The 16346-nt window shown below is 60.4% G+C and carries 15 protein-coding genes; 4 read left to right on the plus strand and 11 right to left on the minus strand.

Translation table 11 applies throughout. The features are described 5' to 3' along the window. The first annotated feature begins 55 nt into the window (after window positions 1-55). Complete coding sequence (locus N5D61_RS07860) at window positions 56-988, plus strand: glutathione S-transferase family protein (RefSeq protein WP_279891853.1); 933 nt, start codon at window positions 56-58, stop codon at window positions 986-988. A gap of 1 nt (window position 989) precedes the next feature. Here N5D61_RS07860 and N5D61_RS07865 read toward each other — a convergent pair whose 3' ends face one another. Continuing rightward, the gene (locus N5D61_RS07865; protein WP_279891855.1) at window positions 990-1340 is read right to left on the minus strand and encodes a glutaredoxin family protein; all 351 of its coding nucleotides are present in this window, start codon (window positions 1338-1340) and stop codon (window positions 990-992) included. 5 nt (window positions 1341-1345) lie between these two features. Further along, entirely contained in the window at window positions 1346-2347 is a 1002-nt protein-coding gene (gene yejK / locus N5D61_RS07870) for a nucleoid-associated protein YejK (protein ID WP_279891857.1), read from the minus strand. Between the two features lie 353 nt (window positions 2348-2700). Between yejK and N5D61_RS07875 the strand changes: the two genes are divergently transcribed. Continuing rightward, window positions 2701-2982 carry an HU family DNA-binding protein gene (locus tag N5D61_RS07875; RefSeq protein ID WP_108236830.1) on the plus strand — a complete coding sequence of 94 codons (282 nt, stop codon included), beginning with the start codon at window positions 2701-2703 and terminating at the stop codon, window positions 2980-2982. Window positions 2983-3157: 175 nt separating this feature from the next. On the opposite strand, the gene rlmF is transcribed toward N5D61_RS07875, so the two are convergent. From rlmF to N5D61_RS07900, 5 genes are all read right to left on the minus strand, one after another. After that, window positions 3158-4186, minus strand: coding sequence for a 23S rRNA (adenine(1618)-N(6))-methyltransferase RlmF (gene rlmF / locus N5D61_RS07880; RefSeq protein ID WP_279891858.1), 1029 nt, complete (start codon window positions 4184-4186; stop codon window positions 3158-3160). Window positions 4187-4357: 171 nt separating this feature from the next. After that, complete coding sequence (locus N5D61_RS07885) at window positions 4358-7204, minus strand: valine--tRNA ligase (protein WP_108236832.1); 2847 nt, start codon at window positions 7202-7204, stop codon at window positions 4358-4360. A gap of 228 nt (window positions 7205-7432) precedes the next feature. Further along, window positions 7433-7876, minus strand: a complete 444-nt coding sequence (locus N5D61_RS07890; RefSeq protein WP_279891861.1) for a DNA polymerase III subunit chi — start codon at window positions 7874-7876, stop codon at window positions 7433-7435. Window positions 7877-7883: 7 nt separating this feature from the next. Beyond that, entirely contained in the window at window positions 7884-8312 is a 429-nt protein-coding gene (locus tag N5D61_RS07895; RefSeq protein WP_279891863.1) for a DNA polymerase III subunit chi, read from the minus strand. Window positions 8313-8380: 68 nt separating this feature from the next. After that, on the minus strand, window positions 8381-9871 hold the full coding sequence (locus N5D61_RS07900) for a leucyl aminopeptidase (RefSeq protein ID WP_279891865.1): 1491 nt from the start codon (window positions 9869-9871) through the stop codon (window positions 8381-8383). 306 nt (window positions 9872-10177) lie between these two features. Here N5D61_RS07900 and lptF point away from each other — a divergent pair, with 306 nt between their 5' ends. Together lptF and lptG are read left to right on the plus strand one after the other, a co-directional pair. Further along, the gene (gene lptF, locus N5D61_RS07905) at window positions 10178-11296 is read left to right on the plus strand and encodes an LPS export ABC transporter permease LptF (protein ID WP_108236836.1); all 1119 of its coding nucleotides are present in this window, start codon (window positions 10178-10180) and stop codon (window positions 11294-11296) included. Continuing rightward, the gene (gene lptG, locus N5D61_RS07910; RefSeq protein WP_279891868.1) at window positions 11289-12350 is read left to right on the plus strand and encodes an LPS export ABC transporter permease LptG; all 1062 of its coding nucleotides are present in this window, start codon (window positions 11289-11291) and stop codon (window positions 12348-12350) included. The genes lptF and lptG overlap by 8 nt, the downstream gene beginning before the upstream one ends. Before the next feature lie 106 nt (window positions 12351-12456). Here lptG and N5D61_RS07915 read toward each other — a convergent pair whose 3' ends face one another. From N5D61_RS07915 to N5D61_RS07930, 4 genes are all read right to left on the minus strand, one after another. Further along, window positions 12457-12945: an RDD family protein gene (locus N5D61_RS07915; RefSeq protein WP_108236838.1), complete on the minus strand. Its 489-nt coding sequence runs from the start codon at window positions 12943-12945 to the stop codon at window positions 12457-12459. Window positions 12946-13041: 96 nt separating this feature from the next. Then, a complete protein-coding gene (locus tag N5D61_RS07920; protein ID WP_108236839.1) occupies window positions 13042-13254 on the minus strand; it encodes a cold-shock protein in 213 nt (70 codons plus the stop codon). A gap of 393 nt (window positions 13255-13647) precedes the next feature. After that, a complete protein-coding gene (gene gcvT, locus N5D61_RS07925; RefSeq protein WP_279891870.1) occupies window positions 13648-14769 on the minus strand; it encodes a glycine cleavage system aminomethyltransferase GcvT in 1122 nt (373 codons plus the stop codon). 60 nt (window positions 14770-14829) lie between these two features. Beyond that, complete coding sequence (locus N5D61_RS07930; protein WP_279891872.1) at window positions 14830-16206, minus strand: L-serine ammonia-lyase; 1377 nt, start codon at window positions 16204-16206, stop codon at window positions 14830-14832. Window positions 16207-16346 lie beyond the last annotated feature (140 nt).

The raw sequence follows: 16346 nt of genomic DNA on the forward strand, positions 1-16346 counted from the left end.
CGCGGCGTTTGTCAGTGATTAGGCTGAACGCTCTACAGACGAGGCCTCGAAGCACATGTCAGAGCTGATCCTGCATCACTACCCCACTTCCCTGTTCTCTGAGAAAGCCCGCCTGATGCTTGGCTTCAAGGGACTGTCGTGGCGTTCGGTGATCATTCCGTCAATCATGCCCAAGCCCGATGTCACCGCCCTCACCGGTGGCTATCGCAAGACGCCGGTGCTGCAAGTCGGCGCGGACATCTACTGCGACACGGCGTTGATTGCCCACCGTCTCGAAGCCGAAAAGACCTCACCCACCTTCTATCCCGAAGGCCAGGAGTTCACCTCGGCGAGCCTGGCCAACTGGGCCGATTCGGTGCTGTTTCTGCATGCTGTAAGTCTTGTTTTTCAGCCCGCCTCGCTGGCTGTGCGTTTCGCCAAGGTGCCGCCGGAAGCCGTGAAAGCGTTCGTCGCTGACCGCGCGACCCTGTTCGATGGCGGCAACGCGACCCGCGTGCCGCTGGAGCTGGCACAACACCAGTGGCCGACGCTCATGAACCGACTGGAAACCCAACTGGAGCGCAACGGCGACTTCCTGCTGGGCGTGCCATCCATTGCCGACTTCTCGGTGGCCCATACCCTGTGGTTCCTGAAACAGACGCCCGTCACTGCACCTCTGGTAGACGATTACCCCGCTGTACTGGCTTGGTATCAGCGTGTGCTTGGTTTTGGACATGGCGCGGCAAGCGAATTGAGTTCGGCCGATGCTGTGGAGATCGCACGCAAAGCCCAGCCTGCGGCGTTGCCGCAGCAAGCCTTCGTTGATCCCAACGGCTTCGAAGCGGGGCAGCAGGTGAGCGTGTCAGCGGTGGACTACGGCGTGGACCGCGTTCAGGGCGAACTGGTCTTCAACGGCCGAGAGGAAATGATCCTGCGCCGTGAAGATGAGCGCGCGGGAATCGTGCATGTGCACTTCCCGCGCTATGGGTTCCGTATCGAAAAGGCTTGAATCACTTCAACGCTGCCAGAATCTCCTCCGGTGAAAAGCCCCTGATCAACGTGCCATTCACATCGATCAGGGGAATGCCGCGACCACCCAGCGCCTCGTAAGCCTTGCGGCCTTCCTTGGACTTCTCGATGTCGTACTCGGTATAGGGAATGCCCTTGCTGTCGAGGAAGCGCCGCGTCTGTTTGCAGTAGCCACACCAATCGGTCGCATACAGGGTGACCCTGGCGTTGCTCCGGACCTGCGCGGACACGGTGGGGTCAGGGTGGACGAAGTTTTCGATTTTGCCCCAGTTCTGATAGACCACGACCACCATCATGATCAACACGAACTTCTTCAAGGTGCGTACGAGCATCGCGATCAGCGCCTTTTCAATTGATCGGTCAGTTGGGTCGGCAAACCTCTGATGATCAGCGTCCCTTTTTCCTCGTCGTATTCGATCTTGTCGCCCAACAGGTGCGCTTCGAAGCTGATCGACAGTCCTTCAGCGCGGCCAGTGAAGCGGCGAAATTGATTGAGCGTACGTTTATCGGCGGGGATTTCCGGCGACAGGCCGTAGTCCTTGTTGCGGATGTGTTCGTAGAACGCACGCGGGCGGTCTTCGTCGATCAGCCCGGAAAGCTCTTCCAGCGCAATCGGCTCACCCATTTTGCTCTGGCTGCTGGCGTAATCCACCAGTGCCTTGGTTTTCTCGCGGGTGGACTCTTCGGGCAAGTCTTCGCTCTCGACGAAGTCGCTGAAGGCCTTCAGAAGGGTGCGAGTCTCGCCGGGGCCGTCGACGCCTTCTTCGCAACCGATGAAGTCGCGGAAGTACTCGGAGACCTTCTTCCCGTTCTTGCCCTTGATGAACGAGATGTATTGCTTGGATGCTTTGTTGTTCTGCCACTCCGAAAGGTTGATCCGCGCGGCAAGGTGCAATTGGCCCAGGTCGAGATGACGTGAGGGCGTGACGTCCAGCGCTTCGTTCACCGCGACCCCTTCGCTGTGGTGCAGCAAAGCGATCGCCAGGTACTCGGTCATGCCTTGCTGATAGTGGGCGAACAGCACGTGCCCACCAACGGAGAGATTCGACTCCTCCATCAGCTTCTGCAGGTGTTCGACGGCCACCCGGCTGAACGCAGTGAAGTCCTTACCATCGTCGAGGTATTCCTTGAGCCAGCCGCTGAACGGATAAGCCCCGGACTCGGGATGAAACAGCCCCCAGGCCTTGCCTTGTTTCGCGTTGTAGCTTTCGTTGAGGTCGGCCAGCATGTTTTCGATGGCTTGAGACTCTGCCAGTTCGGAATCTCGGGCGTGGAGGACTGCTGGCGTACCGTCGGGTTTCTTGTCGATCAGGTGAACGATGGCGTGACGGATCGGCATGGATTTCTCGGCTGCTGAAAAGGGACTGAACGGGAAAAGGACGGCCCGTGCGAAAGTCGGCAAGTGTACCGCAGACTGGGTGAATCTCGCGTGGGCGAGGGCTGAAACAGGGGAGGAGAGCGTATTGATATGACTTTTTTACCCCTCAAACACGATAAAGCTGACCAAATGGCTAGTCAGGTGCGGATATTTACCTGTCTCTGTGCTAGCTTTGCCCGGTCTTGCGCACCGAGGCGCGCCAAGCATGCAGTTTGTGGGCGTTTGGCCGAACCAAAGACCGTTTTCGGTATCTACATTTCGCGTCCGTGCACACTCTGCAAACCATATGAATTTGATAGGGAAGGAACACCACCATGGCTCTGACTAAAGACCAATTGATCGCCGATATCGCAGAAGCTATCGACGCGCCAAAAACCACCGCGCGCAATGCTCTGGACCAATTGGGCCAAATCGTCGCTGACCAACTGGAAGCCGGTAGTGAGATCACTCTGCCAGGCATCGGCAAACTGAAAATCACCGACCGCCCGGCTCGCACTGGCCGCAACCCATCGACTGGCGCAGCCATCGAAATCGCAGCCAAGAAAGTGGTCAAGTTCGTTCCAGCCAAAGTGCTGACCGACTCGATCAACAAGTAAGCGACAACGCTGCTTGTGAAGAGAAACCGTGTGACGGAGCGATCCGAACACGGTTTTTTTGTGCCTGCGCTCTGGTTTTTGTAGGAACGCGCTTGCCCGCAACGGCGGTGTGTCGGACGACATTCAGGCGCTTGGCACGACACGGTCGCAGGCAAGCGCGCTCATACACCGACAATCAGCTGCGTTCGGTCACCCAACGCTCGGCACGCCATTTGGCCCGCTGGGCCCCGTCCTGAAACGTCCAGGCCACGAAGCGGCTTTGTTTCTGCCCCTGTGACATCTCCACCACATGGCGTTCCAGCGCGCCGGCCTTTTTCAGGGCCGCCTCGATCAGCGGCAGGTTGGAAGCTTTTGACACCAGCGTGCTGAACCACAACACCTGATTCGGCACTTGAGCGCTTTCGCTGATCAGTTGTGAAACAAACCGCGCCTCGCCCCCCTCGCACCACAGTTCGGCTGCTTGCCCGCCAAAGTTCAGCACCGGCAGTTTGCGCTTGGGGTCGGCCTTGCCCAGCGCGCGCCATTTGCGCTGGCTGCCGCGCAATGCTGCGTCAGCGGAAGCGTGGAAGGGCGGGTTGCACAGGCTCAGGTCGAAGCGCTCATCGGCCTGTAACAGACCGACCAGAATGTGCTTGCGGTCGGTTTGTTGACGCAGGCTGATGGCTTTGCCCAAGGCGTTGGCCTTGACGATGGTAGTGGCCGAGGCGAGGGCGACCTTGTCGATGTCTGACCCCACGAAGTGCCAGCCGTATTCGCGATGACCGATCAGCGGGTAGATACAGTTGGCGCCGGTCCCGACGTCCAGCGCCTTGATCGCCGCACCGCGAGGGATGGCCCCTTCGTTGTGCTCGGCCAAGAGGTCGGCCAGAAAGTGGACGTAGTCCGCGCGGCCGGGGATTGGTGGACACAAGTAATCCGCCGGGATGTCCCAATGGGCGATGCCATAGTAGGCCTTGAGCAAAGCGCGATTGAACGCCCGAACCGCCGCTGGATTGGCAAAGTCAATGCTCTCCTTGCCGTAGGGATTGATGATCACGAACTGGCCCAGTTCAGGGCTGCTTTTGATCAACCGCGGGAAGTCGTAATGCCCCTGATGGCGATTGCGTGGATGCAGGCTGGCTTTTTCGCGCGGTTCGGCGGGTTTAGCGGCAGGGGCAGCTTTGGGCTTCTTGCGTGGTGGTTTGGGTGTGTCTGGAGTAGCCATGACGAATTCGATTCTCGTGAGAATACAAAACCCCGTAGGAGCGCGCTTGCCCGCGATTGCGTTGTGTCAGCTACACAATGGGGCTGACAAAATGCTATCGCGGGCAAGCGCGCTCCTACGGGGCTTGCGACCGGTCAGTCTGACCGGATGTCAGGCTGACCGCTTGTTTCATTACAAACTCGCAATCCGTGCGTGCTGCTCGGCCAGCTTGCCCAGGGCCTGCTCGGCCTCGGCCAGCTTGGCGCGCTCCTTGGCGATGACATCGGCAGGGGCCTTGTCGACGAAGGAAGCGTTGGACAGCTTGCCGCCCACGCGCTGCACTTCGCCTTGCAGGCGCTGGATTTCCTTGTCCAGACGTGCCAACTCAGCGCCTTTGTCGATCAGGCCGGCCATTGGTACCAGCACTTCCATTTCGCCCACCAGCGCGGTGGCGGAGAGCGGGGCCTCGGCGCCAGCAGCCAGCACGGTGAAGGACTCGAGCTTGGCCAGCTTCTTGAGCAGGTGCTCGTTTTCGCTCAGGCGGCGCTGATCTTCGACGCTGACGTTCTTGAGGAACAATTGCAATGGCTTGCCGGGGCCGATGTTCATTTCGCCACGGATGTTGCGCACACCCAGCATCAGGCCCTTGAGCCACTCGATGTCGCCTTCGGCGGCGGCGTCGATGCGCTCTTCGTTCGCCACTGGCCAAGGTTGCAGCATGATGGTCTTGCCCTGCACGCCGGCCAACGGCGCCAGGCGCTGCCAGATTTCCTCGGTGATGAACGGCATGAACGGGTGCGCGAGACGCAGCGCCACTTCCAGGACCCGCACCAGCGTACGGCGGGTGCCACGCTGACGCTCGACGGGTGCGTTTTCATCCCACAGCACAGGCTTGGACAACTCCAGATACCAGTCGCAATACTGGTTCCAGATGAACTCGTACAGCGCCTGTGCCGCGAGATCGAATCGGAATTGATCCAGTTGACGGGTCACTTCGGCTTCGGTGCGTTGCAATTGAGAGATGATCCAGCGGTCCGGCAGCGAAAGCTCGAACGCTTCGCCGTTCTGACCGCAGTCTTCACCCTTGTCGAGCACGTAGCGCGCGGCGTTCCAGATCTTGTTGCAGAAATTGCGGTAGCCCTCGACGCGGCCCATGTCGAACTTGATGTCACGACCGGTGGACGCCAGCGAGCAGAAGGTGAAGCGCAGGGCATCGGTGCCATAGCTGGCGATGCCCTCGGCGAATTCGGCGCGGGTCTGCTTCTCGATCTTCTTGGCCAGTTGAGGCTGCATCATCCCGCTGGTGCGTTTTTGCACCAGGGCTTCAAGCTCGATGCCGTCAACGATGTCCAGCGGGTCCAGCACGTTGCCCTTGGACTTGGACATCTTCTGGCCCTGGCCGTCGCGCACCAGGCCGTGCACGTAGACGGTCTTGAACGGGATCTGCGGGGTGCCGTCTTCGTTCTTCACCAGGTGCATGGTGAGCATGATCATCCGGGCGACCCAGAAGAAAATGATATCGAAGCCGGTCACCAGCACGTCGGTCGGGTGGAAGGTTTTCAGGAATTCGGTTTGCTCCGGCCAGCCCAGCGTGGAGAACGTCCACAGGCCCGAACTGAACCAGGTGTCGAGCACGTCGTTGTCCTGCTGCAGCGCGACGTCTGGCCCGAGGTTGTGCTTGGCGCGCACCTCAGCTTCGTCGCGGCCGACGTACACCTTGCCGGCTTCGTCGTACCACGCCGGGATCCGATGGCCCCACCACAACTGGCGGCTGATGCACCAGTCCTGGATGTCGCGCATCCAGGAGAAATACATGTTTTCGTACTGTTTGGGCACGAAAGCGATGCGCCCGTCCTCGACTGCGGCGATGGCGGGCTCGGCCAGCGGCTTGGTGGACACGTACCACTGGTCGGTCAGCCATGGTTCGATGACCGTGCCGGAGCGGTCGCCTTTCGGCACTTTCAAGGCGTGGTCATCGACACTGACCAACAGGCCGGCGGCGTCGAAGGCGGCAACGATCCGCTTGCGCGCCTCGAAGCGGTCCAGGCCTGCGTATTCGGCAGGCAGGGCAGCGTCGATGCTTTCGTTGAGCGTGCCATCGAGGTTGAACACCTGCGCCGCCGCAAGCACGGTGGCATTCTTGTCGAAGATGTTCAGCAGCGGCAGGTTGTGGCGCTTGCCGACTTCGTAGTCGTTGAAGTCGTGGGCGGGCGTGATCTTCACGCAGCCGGTGCCGAATTCAGGGTCGCAGTAGTCGTCGGCAATGATCGGGATGCGACGGCCTACCAGCGGCAGCTCGACGAACTTGCCGATCAACGCCTTGTAGCGCTCGTCGTTCGGGTTCACTGCGACGGCCGCGTCGCCGAGCATGGTTTCAGGACGGGTAGTGGCGACGATCAGGTAGTCCTGACCGTCGGCGGTTTTCACGCCGTCGGCCAGCGGGTAGCGCAGGTTCCAGAGGCTGCCCTTTTCGTCGTGGTTCTCCACTTCCAGGTCGGAAATGGCCGTGTGCAACTTGGTGTCCCAGTTGACCAGACGCTTGCCACGATAGATCAGGCCGTCTTCATGCAGGCGTACGAACGCTTCTTTGACGGCTTCGGACAGGCCGTCGTCCATGGTGAAGCGCTCACGGCTCCAATCCACGGACGAGCCCAGACGACGGATCTGACGGCTGATGTTGCCGCCGGATTGATCCTTCCACTCCCAGACCTTCTCGAGAAATTTTTCACGACCCAGATCATGGCGGTTCTGGCCCTGAGCTTCGAGCTGACGCTCGACCAGCATCTGGGTGGCGATACCGGCATGGTCGGTGCCCGGTTGCCACAGGGTGTTGCGGCCCTGCATCCGGCGGAAACGGATCAGAGCGTCCATGATCGCGTTGTTGAAACCATGGCCCATGTGCAGGCTGCCGGTGACGTTCGGCGGCGGAATCATGATGGTGTACGAGTCGCCCGCGCCTTGCGGAGCGAAATAGTTTTCGGACTCCCAGGTCTGGTACCAGGAAGTTTCGATGGCGTGCGGCTGGTAGGTCTTGTCCATGCGCGGCGGGAACCTGATCTGCTTTCAGTCGGAAAAGCCGGTCAGTATAGCTACAGGGGCAGCTTCAAGCCACAAACTATAAGCCGCAAGCTGATCGCCAGCGTGGGGGGACTGTGGATTTTGTCCGCAGATCGTAGGAGCGCGCTTGCCCGCAACTACGTCGGTAAATCCAATATCTCGGCTCACTGACACGCCCTCATCGCGGGCAAGCGCGCTCCTGCTTGCAGCTTAAAGCTTGCCGCTTGAGGCTGCTGTTATCAGCCGCTCCATCCGCGCTTCGAGGCGACGCTTGATCTCGTTTTCGATATGCGGTGCGAAGTCGTGGATGACGTCCTGCATGATCAGTTGCGCAGCCGCCCGCAATTCGCTGTCAAGGTGCAACAGGTCGTCGGGATTTGGCGCAACGGGCACAGGTTCAGGGCGGGGAGGGGCAGGCGCTGCAGGGGCGGCGACAGGCTCCGGTTGCAACACTGGAACGTCGTGAGCGTCGGGTTCGTCTGCGGCAACGATCTGGCCGCTGACCACATCGAACAGCAAGGGAATCTGGCCTTCGCCGGGAACGGTGTCCGTCAGCAATGGCGGTTGCAGGGTGTCGTCGCCCAACAGCTGGCGGATCGACTCGAGATCATCCAGCAAGTGCGCCGAGTCTTTCAGGGATTTTGGATTATCCATCGTGTACTCAAAAACGCTGCAGTCGGTGGTTGTGCAGAGGATAGCCCTGTTCACGGTAGAAGCGGAAACTCTCTCGCGCCGCTTCGCGGATGGACGGGTCTTCTACGACGATTTCCGCGACGCGCGCGAATCGTTTGAAAAAGGGAGGGATGCGCAGGTCGAGATTGACCAGCAGATCCTGATGGGTCGCCGGGTCGTCGCCGATGCCGAGTGCCACAGGGGCGTCGGGATCGTCTTCGAGTGGGCCGTGGGGCACGAAGGTTTCGCCCTTGAAGCGCCAGAGACGGGCGTCCAGTTCTGCCCGTTGTTCGGCATCGCTGCAATGCAGGTAGATGCGGTGGCCCAGCCGCCAGGCCTTGTCGGTGAGTTTGCAGGCGAAGTCCAGGCGCGCGACAGGATCGGCGGTGGGCAGAATGTAAAAGTCGACTTGGGTCATGAACGGTCCATGGCGTGAAGCGTGCCGCAGGCTTCAGGATCAGCGCTGCGGCACGTTTCAGGGGCGTGTTACACGCCGGCGCGGTCGAGCAGGTATTGAGTCAGCAGCGGAACAGGACGGCCCGTGGCACCCTTGTCCTTGCCGCCGCTCAGCCATGCGGTACCGGCGATGTCCAGGTGTGCCCATTCGAACGATTTGGCGAAGCGGGACAGGAAGCAGGCAGCCGTGATGGTGCCGGCTTTCGGGCCACCGATGTTCGCGATGTCGGCGAACGGGCTGTCCAGTTGCTCCTGGTATTCGTCGAACAGCGGCAGTTGCCAGGCGCGGTCGTCGGCGCGTTTGCCCGCGTCCAGTACTTGCTCGATCAGCGTGTCGCTGTTGCCAAGCAGGCCCGAGGTATGGCCTCCCAGTGCGACGACGCAAGCGCCAGTGAGGGTCGCGATATCGATCACCGCCTGCGGTTTGAAGCGTTCGGCGTACGTCAGAGCGTCGCACAGCACCAGACGGCCTTCGGCGTCGGTATTGAGAATTTCGACGGTCTGGCCGCTCATGGTCTTGACGATATCGCCCGGACGCGTCGCGGTGCCGCTCGGCATGTTTTCGGCAGCGGCGATGATGCACACCAGGTTGATCGGCAACTGCAGTTGCAGGGCGGCAGTCAGGGTGCCGAACACGCTGGCCGCGCCGCACATGTCGAATTTCATTTCGTCCATGCCCAGGCCCGGCTTCAGGCTGATGCCGCCCGTGTCGAAGGTGATGCCTTTGCCGACGAGCACGAAGGGCTTCTCGCTCTTCTTGCCGTTGTTGTACTGCATCACGATCAGTCGAGGTGGCTGAGCGCTGCCCTGACCGACGGCGAGGAACGAGCCCATGCCTAGATCGGCGATTTTCTTCTCGTCCAGGACTTCCACCTTCAGGCCCTTGTTGGCCTTGCCCAAGGCTTTGGCCTGTTCGCCCAGGTACGTCGGGTGGCAGATGTTCGGCGGCAGGTTGCCCAGGGTGCGGGTTACCGCCATGCCTGCGGCGATGGCCTGGGCGTGTTTGGCGGCGCGCTCTACATCCGCGACGTTGGATTTGGCAGTCAGCAGCGTGACTTTCTTGAGGGCGCGAGGGTCGACTTTCTGGCTCTTGAACTGATCGAACACGTATTCGCCATCGGCCAGCGTTTCTACCAGCAGGCGGCTCTTGCCGTAGGTGTCGCGGTTTTTGACTTTGAGGTGATCCAGCGCAAAGGCCGCATCGGTCCCGCCCAGGGTTTTCAAGGTGCTCAGCACTGCGCCGACGATCTTGCGGAAGGGACGGTCGCCCAGTTCAGGCTCTTTCCCGGTGCCAACCAACAACACGCGTTCAGCCTTGAGGTTCGGCAGGTTGTGCAGGAGCAGGGTCTGGCCCACTTTTCCCGCCAGGTCGCCGCGCTTGAGCACCGCGCTGATCGCGCCGCCGCTCAGCAGATCGATACTTTGTGCTACATCGCTCAGGGTACGGCCTTCACCGACGGCAACCACCAATGTGGCGGTTTTCAAGGTTTCTGCACTGACGCTCTTAACAACCAATTCCATGTCGGGGTCCCCGAATAAACTGTGGTTCATCGCAATTTGAATGCGCGGCGCGGCGGATTGCGATGAGCTGCAACCCTGTGCTCGCGACAAGGCCCGCAGTTTGACCCCGGCTCATGACCCCTGACAACCCCGTACAGGGCGCTCAGGCGCCTATAGGGTAAATAAGTATCCGGTGCACGCAGTGACAGACACGATCAATCACAGGATAATGCCGCATATTTTTTCGAGGGCCCGCGGTCGCGCGCGCCCTGAGTGACCCATTTCCTTGTCAGGCTGCCTGAGCGTGACGCCCCTGGAGTGTCTGGTTTGATTGTCTTCCGTTACCTGTCCCGAGAAGTGCTGGTTACCTTGAGCGCTGTGAGTGCCGTGCTGCTGGTCATCATCATGAGTGGCCGTTTCATCAAATACCTCGCCCAGGCGGCTTCAGGTGCGCTCGATCCGGGTGTGCTGTTTCTGATCATGGGCTTCCGTCTGCCGGGCTTTCTGCAACTGATCTTGCCGCTGGGGCTGTTCCTCGGCATTTTGCTGGCCTACGGGCGCCTGTACCTGGAAAGCGAAATGACCGTTTTGTCGGCGACCGGCATGAGCCAGCAGCGTCTCTTGGCGATGACCCTGGCACCTGCCGCGCTGGTGTCGCTGCTCGTTGCCTGGCTGAGCTTCAGCCTCGCGCCGCAAGGGGCCACCCAGTTTCAACTGCTGATCAACAAACAGGATGCGATGACCGAGTTCGATACCCTCGTACCGGGCCGCTTCCAGTTGCTGCGGGACGGCAGCCGCGTGACCTACACCGAAACCATGACCGACGACCGGATCAACCTCGGCGGCGTGTTCATCTCCGAGAAGAAGATGGACGAGAAGAAGGATCACGGCATCACGGTGCTGGTGGCCGAGAAGGGCAAGCAGGAAATCAAGCCGGACGGCAGCCGTTATCTGATTCTGAACAATGGCTATCGCTACGATGGCAACCCGGGGCAGGCCAACTACCGTTCCATCAAGTACGACACCTATGGTGCGCTGTTGCCCAAGCCTGACATCAGCGATGAAATCACCGACCGCGACGCCATCCCGACCTCCGAATTGTTCACCGGCGAAGACTCGCTGCGGAACAGGGCCGAGTTGCAATGGCGCATTTCGTTGCCGATCCTGGTGTTCATCGTGGCATTGATGGCCGTTCCGTTGGCGCGGGTCAACCCGCGTCAGGGCCGTTTCCTCAAGTTGCTGCCCGCCATTCTGCTGTACATGGCGTACCTGACCATCCTGATTGCCTCTCGCGGTGCGCTGGAAAAAGGCAAAATTCCCGCCGTGCTGGGCCTGTGGTGGGTGCACGGCATCTTCCTGGCCATTGGTCTGGGGCTGCTTTACTGGGAGCCGTTGCGTTTGAATCGGGCGAGTCGCCGTGCACAATCGGAGGTGGCCCGTGGTTAAGCTGGATCGCTACATCGGTAAAAGCGTCTTCATGGCGATCATCGCCGTGCTCGGCATCATTCTCGGTCTGGCATCGCTGTTCGCCTTCATCGACGAGATGGCCGACATCAGCGACACCTACACCTTCTGGGATGCGGGCAGCTACGTGGTCATGACCGCGCCGCGGCGGCTGTATGACATGCTGCCGATGGCTGCACTGATCGGCTGCCTGATTGGCCTGGGAACGCTGGCCAGCAGCAGCGAATTGACCATCATGAGGGCGGCGGGCGTTTCCATTGGGCGCATCGTCTGGGCGGTCATGAAGCCCATGCTGGTGCTGATGGTGGCCGGTCTGCTCATTGGCGAATACGTTGCCCCCGTGACCGAAGCGTCCGCTCAGGCCGCTCGTTCGCTGGCACAGGGCACGGGCGACGCGCAAAGTGCTCGCCATGGTCTTTGGCACCGTCAAGGTGAAGAGTTCATCCACATCAACACGGTGCAGCCCAATGGCCTGCTGTATGGTGTGACGCGGTACCGTTTCGACGACCAGCGTCACATGCTCAGCGCCAGTTTCGCCAAGCAGGCGAACTACAAAACCGATTACTGGCTGCTCAAGGATGTCTCCACCACACTGTTCCATGAGGGCCGTACCGAAGTCGTCACTGCCCCGGAAGAGCGCTGGGACATTTCCCTTAGCCCGCAATTGCTCAGCACGGTCGTGCTGCCGCCCGAGTCGTTGTCGATGACGGGGCTGTATGGCTACGCGCATTACCTGGCTGACCAAGGGCTGGCAAACGGTCGCTATTGGCTCGCGTTCTACACCAAGATTCTGCAACCGCTGGTGACGGTCGCCCTGGTGTTGATGGCGATCTCCTTCATCTTCGGTCCGCTGCGCTCCGTGACCCTTGGGCAGCGCGTGTTCACCGGTGTTCTGGTGGGGTTCACCTTCCGGATCGCTCAGGACCTGTTGGGCCCGTCGAGTCTGGTGTTCGGCTTCTCACCGCTGTTCGCGGTGCTGGTGCCCGCAGGGATTTGCGCGCTGGCCGGCCTCTGGCTGCTGCGTCGAGCGGGCTGATCGCCTGATGCCAGGAAAAGCCGACCTCCGGGTCGGCTTTTTTGTGGGCGCGAGATGGAATTGAAAGCATATGCAGAGCGAGGCGCTCAAGGACTTCATCGCTCACTTATTTACCGCGCTTCGGAATTCGCACCAACTGCGTGTTCGAATACAGGTCATGCCAGGTGCGTTTGCGCTGGTCGAAGAGGCTCCAAAAGAAACCCAGGCCCACACACAGCCAGGAAGCGATCGCCACCAGAAAACGCAGCAATGCCTGCCACAGGCTGATGGCCGTCCCATCGGCGTTTTGCACGCGGATGCCCCAAACCTGCATGCCCAGGGTCTGCCCGGCGTGGGTCCAGAATTTGGCGAAGAATGCGAACAGCGCGAACACCAGAAGAGTCGAGAGCAGCGGATCGCCATCGAGGGCTCCTGCATCGGACAGTTGGCGAAGCCTGGCTTCGCCCATGACGCCCATCCACAGCAGTTTGTAAATGAAGGTGGTCACCATGAGGAGGGCAACGCACAGCAAGGCGTCGTAGAAAATGGCCGCCAAACGTCGACCAAGCCCGGCCGGTGGGAAATCGCCCTGAGGGCTCAAGAGGTGTCGGGACATGACGCTGCCTGATCGTGAAGGTACCGACAGTGTAGAAAACGACAGGCATAAAAAAGCCCCTGATGTTGCCATCAGGGGCTTTTCAGGCTTCAGCAATCAAGCTTCAGCGATAACTTCGTCAGCCTGCATGCCTTTCTGGCCTTGCACGGCGACGAAGGTCACTTTCTGGCCTTCTTTCAGGCTCTTGAAGCCGCTGCCTTGAATAGCGCGGAAGTGGACGAACAGATCCGGACCGCTCTCTGGAGTGATAAAACCAAAACCTTTCTCGTCGTTAAACCACTTAACGGTACCGCTCTGACGTTGAGACATTTTCTTATTCCTTGAAGCATAAATTAATGACAGCCCCTTTCACACGAAAGAGTACTGGGCTGGTTGCAGGAAGAAGAAACGTAGAGCGGGATGTAGCATTGCTTTCAGCGCTACTGCCCAGGTCACGATCCCAGCGACCCATGCAAACACAGTTAAGCGACTCTACGCTAACTCTCGCAGAAAAAACAAGCCCCGGATAAGCCCGGTTTCAGGGGCTTTCGGCCACTTTTTGAAAACTTTAACCAAGGGGCGCGAATCGATAGTTTTTGCAGTTGATGCTTATATGGAAGTGCAGTTTTTTTGACACTTTCTTTGCTGTTTTCAAGGCGCCAGACTGCAGCAGTCGAGCAATGACTTGCACTGTTGCGGTGCTGCAGTCTGTTGGCGTCCAGGTCAGCCGCGGAAATAACGAGGTGCGACGAAGGGCATTTTGCTGACTTTCATCGGCACTTTTTTACCGCGCACAATTGCCCAGAGCGGCGTCTCCAGTGCCGTCAATGCGGCGTCCACGTAGCCCATCGCAACAGGAGCGCCCAGTGTCGGGCCGAAACCCCCACTGCACACTCGGCCGACGACCTGATCATCTGCATCGACGATGTCGGCGCCCTCCCGAACAGGCGTGCGCTCTTGTGGCAAGAGCCCTACGCGCTTGCGTGCTGCACCGTTTTGGTGCTGAGCAAAAATCTGCTCGGCGCCCGGGAAACCGCCTGCGCGGGCGCCATCGGCACGGCGCACCTTGGAGATGGCCCACAGCAGGCTGGCCTGAATGGGGGTGGTCTCGGTGTTCATGTCGTGGCCGTAGAGGCAGAGCCCGGCTTCGAGTCGCAGGGAGTCACGCGCGCCCAGGCCGATGGGGGCGACTTCCGGCTCGGCCAGCAGACGCCGGGCCAGGGACTGAACCTGGTCGCCGGGAACCGAGATTTCGTAACCGTCCTCACCGGTGTAGCCCGAGCGGCTGACATAGCAGTCGATGCCGTCGATCTGCATTGCGGTGTATTGCATGAAGGTCATTTTCGCCACGTCCGGCGCCAGGCGGGAGAGTACCGTCACGGCCTGTGGACCTTGCAGCGCCAACAGCGCGCGCTCCTCGAAGAGTGGCGTGATTTCACACCGGCTGCCGATGTGCTGGCGCAGGTGAGCCAGGTCGTCGTTCTTGCAAGCGGCGTTGACCACGAGCATCAATCGATCGTCGCCCAGGTTGGCGACCATCAGGTCATCCAGAATCCCGCCTGCAGCGTCAGTGAACAGAGCGTAACGCTGCATGCCCACGGGCAGGTCGATGATGTCCACCGGCACCAGGGTTTCCAGGGCGGCGGCAGCGTCGGCGCCGCTAAGCAGGATCTGACCCATGTGCGACACATCGAACAGGCCTGCCTGATCGCGAGTGTGCAGGTGTTCCTTCATCACGCCCGCCGGGTACTGGACAGGCATGTCGTAGCCTGCGAACTCGACCATCTTGGCGCCCAATTCTCGGTGCAGGGCGTTCAGCGGGGTTTTCAACAGTTCAGTGGACATCGATGACTCCTTGGAGGGGGCTTCGGCGCTCGCCGCTGAAACCCGAAAAAACGGCTGAAATCAGCACTCGATAATGTTCACGGCCAGCCCGCCACGGGCTGTTTCCTTGTACTTGCTTTTCATGTCGGCACCGGTCTGGCGCATCGTGCGAATGACTTTGTCCAGCGACACGAAGTGCTGGCCGTCACCGCGCAAAGCCATGCGCACAGCGTTGATGGCCTTGACCGAGCCCATGGCGTTGCGCTCGATGCAAGGAACCTGGACCAGGCCGCCAATCGGGTCGCACGTCAGGCCAAGGTTATGTTCCATCCCGATTTCGGCGGCGTTTTCCACCTGCTGCACGCTGCCGCCCAGGACCTCGCACAATGCCCCCGCGGCCATTGAACAGGCCACGCCGACTTCGCCTTGGCAGCCGACTTCGGCACCCGAAATGGAGGCGTTTTCCTTGTAGAGAATGCCAATGGCAGCGGCCGTCAACAGGAAACGGACCACGCCTTCTTCGTTGGCACCGTTGATGAAGCGCATGTAGTAATGCAGAACGGCCGGCACAATGCCTGCCGCGCCATTGGTGGGCGCTGTGACCACGCGCCCACCGTTGGCGTTTTCTTCATTGACTGCCAGCGCGTACAGATTGACCCAGTCCAGCACGGACAACGCGTCGCGCAGCGAAGCCTCCGGGTTCTTGCACAGCTGCCGGTACAACCCGGCAGCGCGGCGCTTCACCTTCAAACCTCCGGCGAGAATGCCTTCGTTGCGGCAGCCGGCTTCGACGCAATCCTGCATCACCTGCCAGATATTCAGCAGCCCGGCACGGGTTTCGGCCTCCGGTCGCCAGGCAGCTTCGTTGGCCAGCATGATTTGGCTGATGCACAACCCGGTGTTGGCGCAATGGGCCATCAGCTCCTTGGCGGTTTTGAACGGGTAGGGGAGAACGGTGCTGTCTTCGACGATTCGGTCGGCACCCGCCGCCTCCTCATCGACCACAAATCCGCCGCCGACCGAGTAGTACTCGCGGCTGCGGATCTGCAATCCCGCATCGTCGAATGCGCGAAAGATCATGCCGTTGGGGTGATACGCCAACGGTTTGCGGATCATTGCCAGGTGCTGTTTTTCAATGAATGCAATGCTGTGCTCACCCAGCAGGTTGATCCGCTGGCTGCTGCGGATGCGCTGCAAGCGCTCATTCACCTGTTCGGTATCGACCGTGTCCGGGTGCTCACCCTCCAGGCCCAACAGTACAGCTTTGTCGCTTCCGTGCCCCTTGCCGGTGGCGCCCAAGGATCCGTACAGCTCGACTTTCACACAGGCCGTCGAGGGTAGAAGACCGTCGCGGCGCAAGCCTTCGACGAACCGCGCCGCGGCGCGCATGGGGCCCACGGTGTGGGAGCTGGAGGGGCCGATGCCGATCTTGAACAGGTCAAACACGCTCAGGGACATTGTCGCCTCCGAAGGGAAAGCAGCTATGAGCTTCAAGCTTCAAGCGGCAGGTAACGAGCTGATGGGTTTCGGACTCCAGACCGCCAGCCACAAGAAAACGCGACCTGCTTTCTCTTGTGGCTTGCAGCTTGGGGCTGTTC

The sequence above is a fragment of the Pseudomonas sp. GD03842 genome, from assembly GCF_029841165.1.
Taxonomy (GTDB): Bacteria; Pseudomonadota; Gammaproteobacteria; order Pseudomonadales; family Pseudomonadaceae; genus Aquipseudomonas.

Coding starts and splice junctions, on each gene's coding strand:
- N5D61_RS07860 (WP_279891853.1), top strand. CDS start 56: ATGTCAGAGCTGATCCTGCATCACTACCCCACTTCCCTGTTCTCTGAG.
- N5D61_RS07865 (WP_279891855.1), bottom strand. CDS start 1,340: ATGCTCGTACGCACCTTGAAGAAGTTCGTGTTGATCATGATGGTGGTC.
- yejK (WP_279891857.1), bottom strand. CDS start 2,347: ATGCCGATCCGTCACGCCATCGTTCACCTGATCGACAAGAAACCCGAC.
- N5D61_RS07875 (WP_108236830.1), top strand. CDS start 2,701: ATGGCTCTGACTAAAGACCAATTGATCGCCGATATCGCAGAAGCTATC.
- rlmF (WP_279891858.1), bottom strand. CDS start 4,186: ATGGCTACTCCAGACACACCCAAACCACCACGCAAGAAGCCCAAAGCT.
- N5D61_RS07885 (WP_108236832.1), bottom strand. CDS start 7,204: ATGGACAAGACCTACCAGCCGCACGCCATCGAAACTTCCTGGTACCAG.
- N5D61_RS07890 (WP_279891861.1), bottom strand. CDS start 7,876: ATGGATAATCCAAAATCCCTGAAAGACTCGGCGCACTTGCTGGATGAT.
- N5D61_RS07895 (WP_279891863.1), bottom strand. CDS start 8,312: ATGACCCAAGTCGACTTTTACATTCTGCCCACCGCCGATCCTGTCGCG.
- N5D61_RS07900 (WP_279891865.1), bottom strand. CDS start 9,871: ATGGAATTGGTTGTTAAGAGCGTCAGTGCAGAAACCTTGAAAACCGCC.
- N5D61_RS07915 (WP_108236838.1), bottom strand. CDS start 12,945: ATGTCCCGACACCTCTTGAGCCCTCAGGGCGATTTCCCACCGGCCGGG.
- N5D61_RS07920 (WP_108236839.1), bottom strand. CDS start 13,254: ATGTCTCAACGTCAGAGCGGTACCGTTAAGTGGTTTAACGACGAGAAA.
- gcvT (WP_279891870.1), bottom strand. CDS start 14,769: ATGTCCACTGAACTGTTGAAAACCCCGCTGAACGCCCTGCACCGAGAA.
- N5D61_RS07930 (WP_279891872.1), bottom strand. CDS start 16,206: ATGTCCCTGAGCGTGTTTGACCTGTTCAAGATCGGCATCGGCCCCTCC.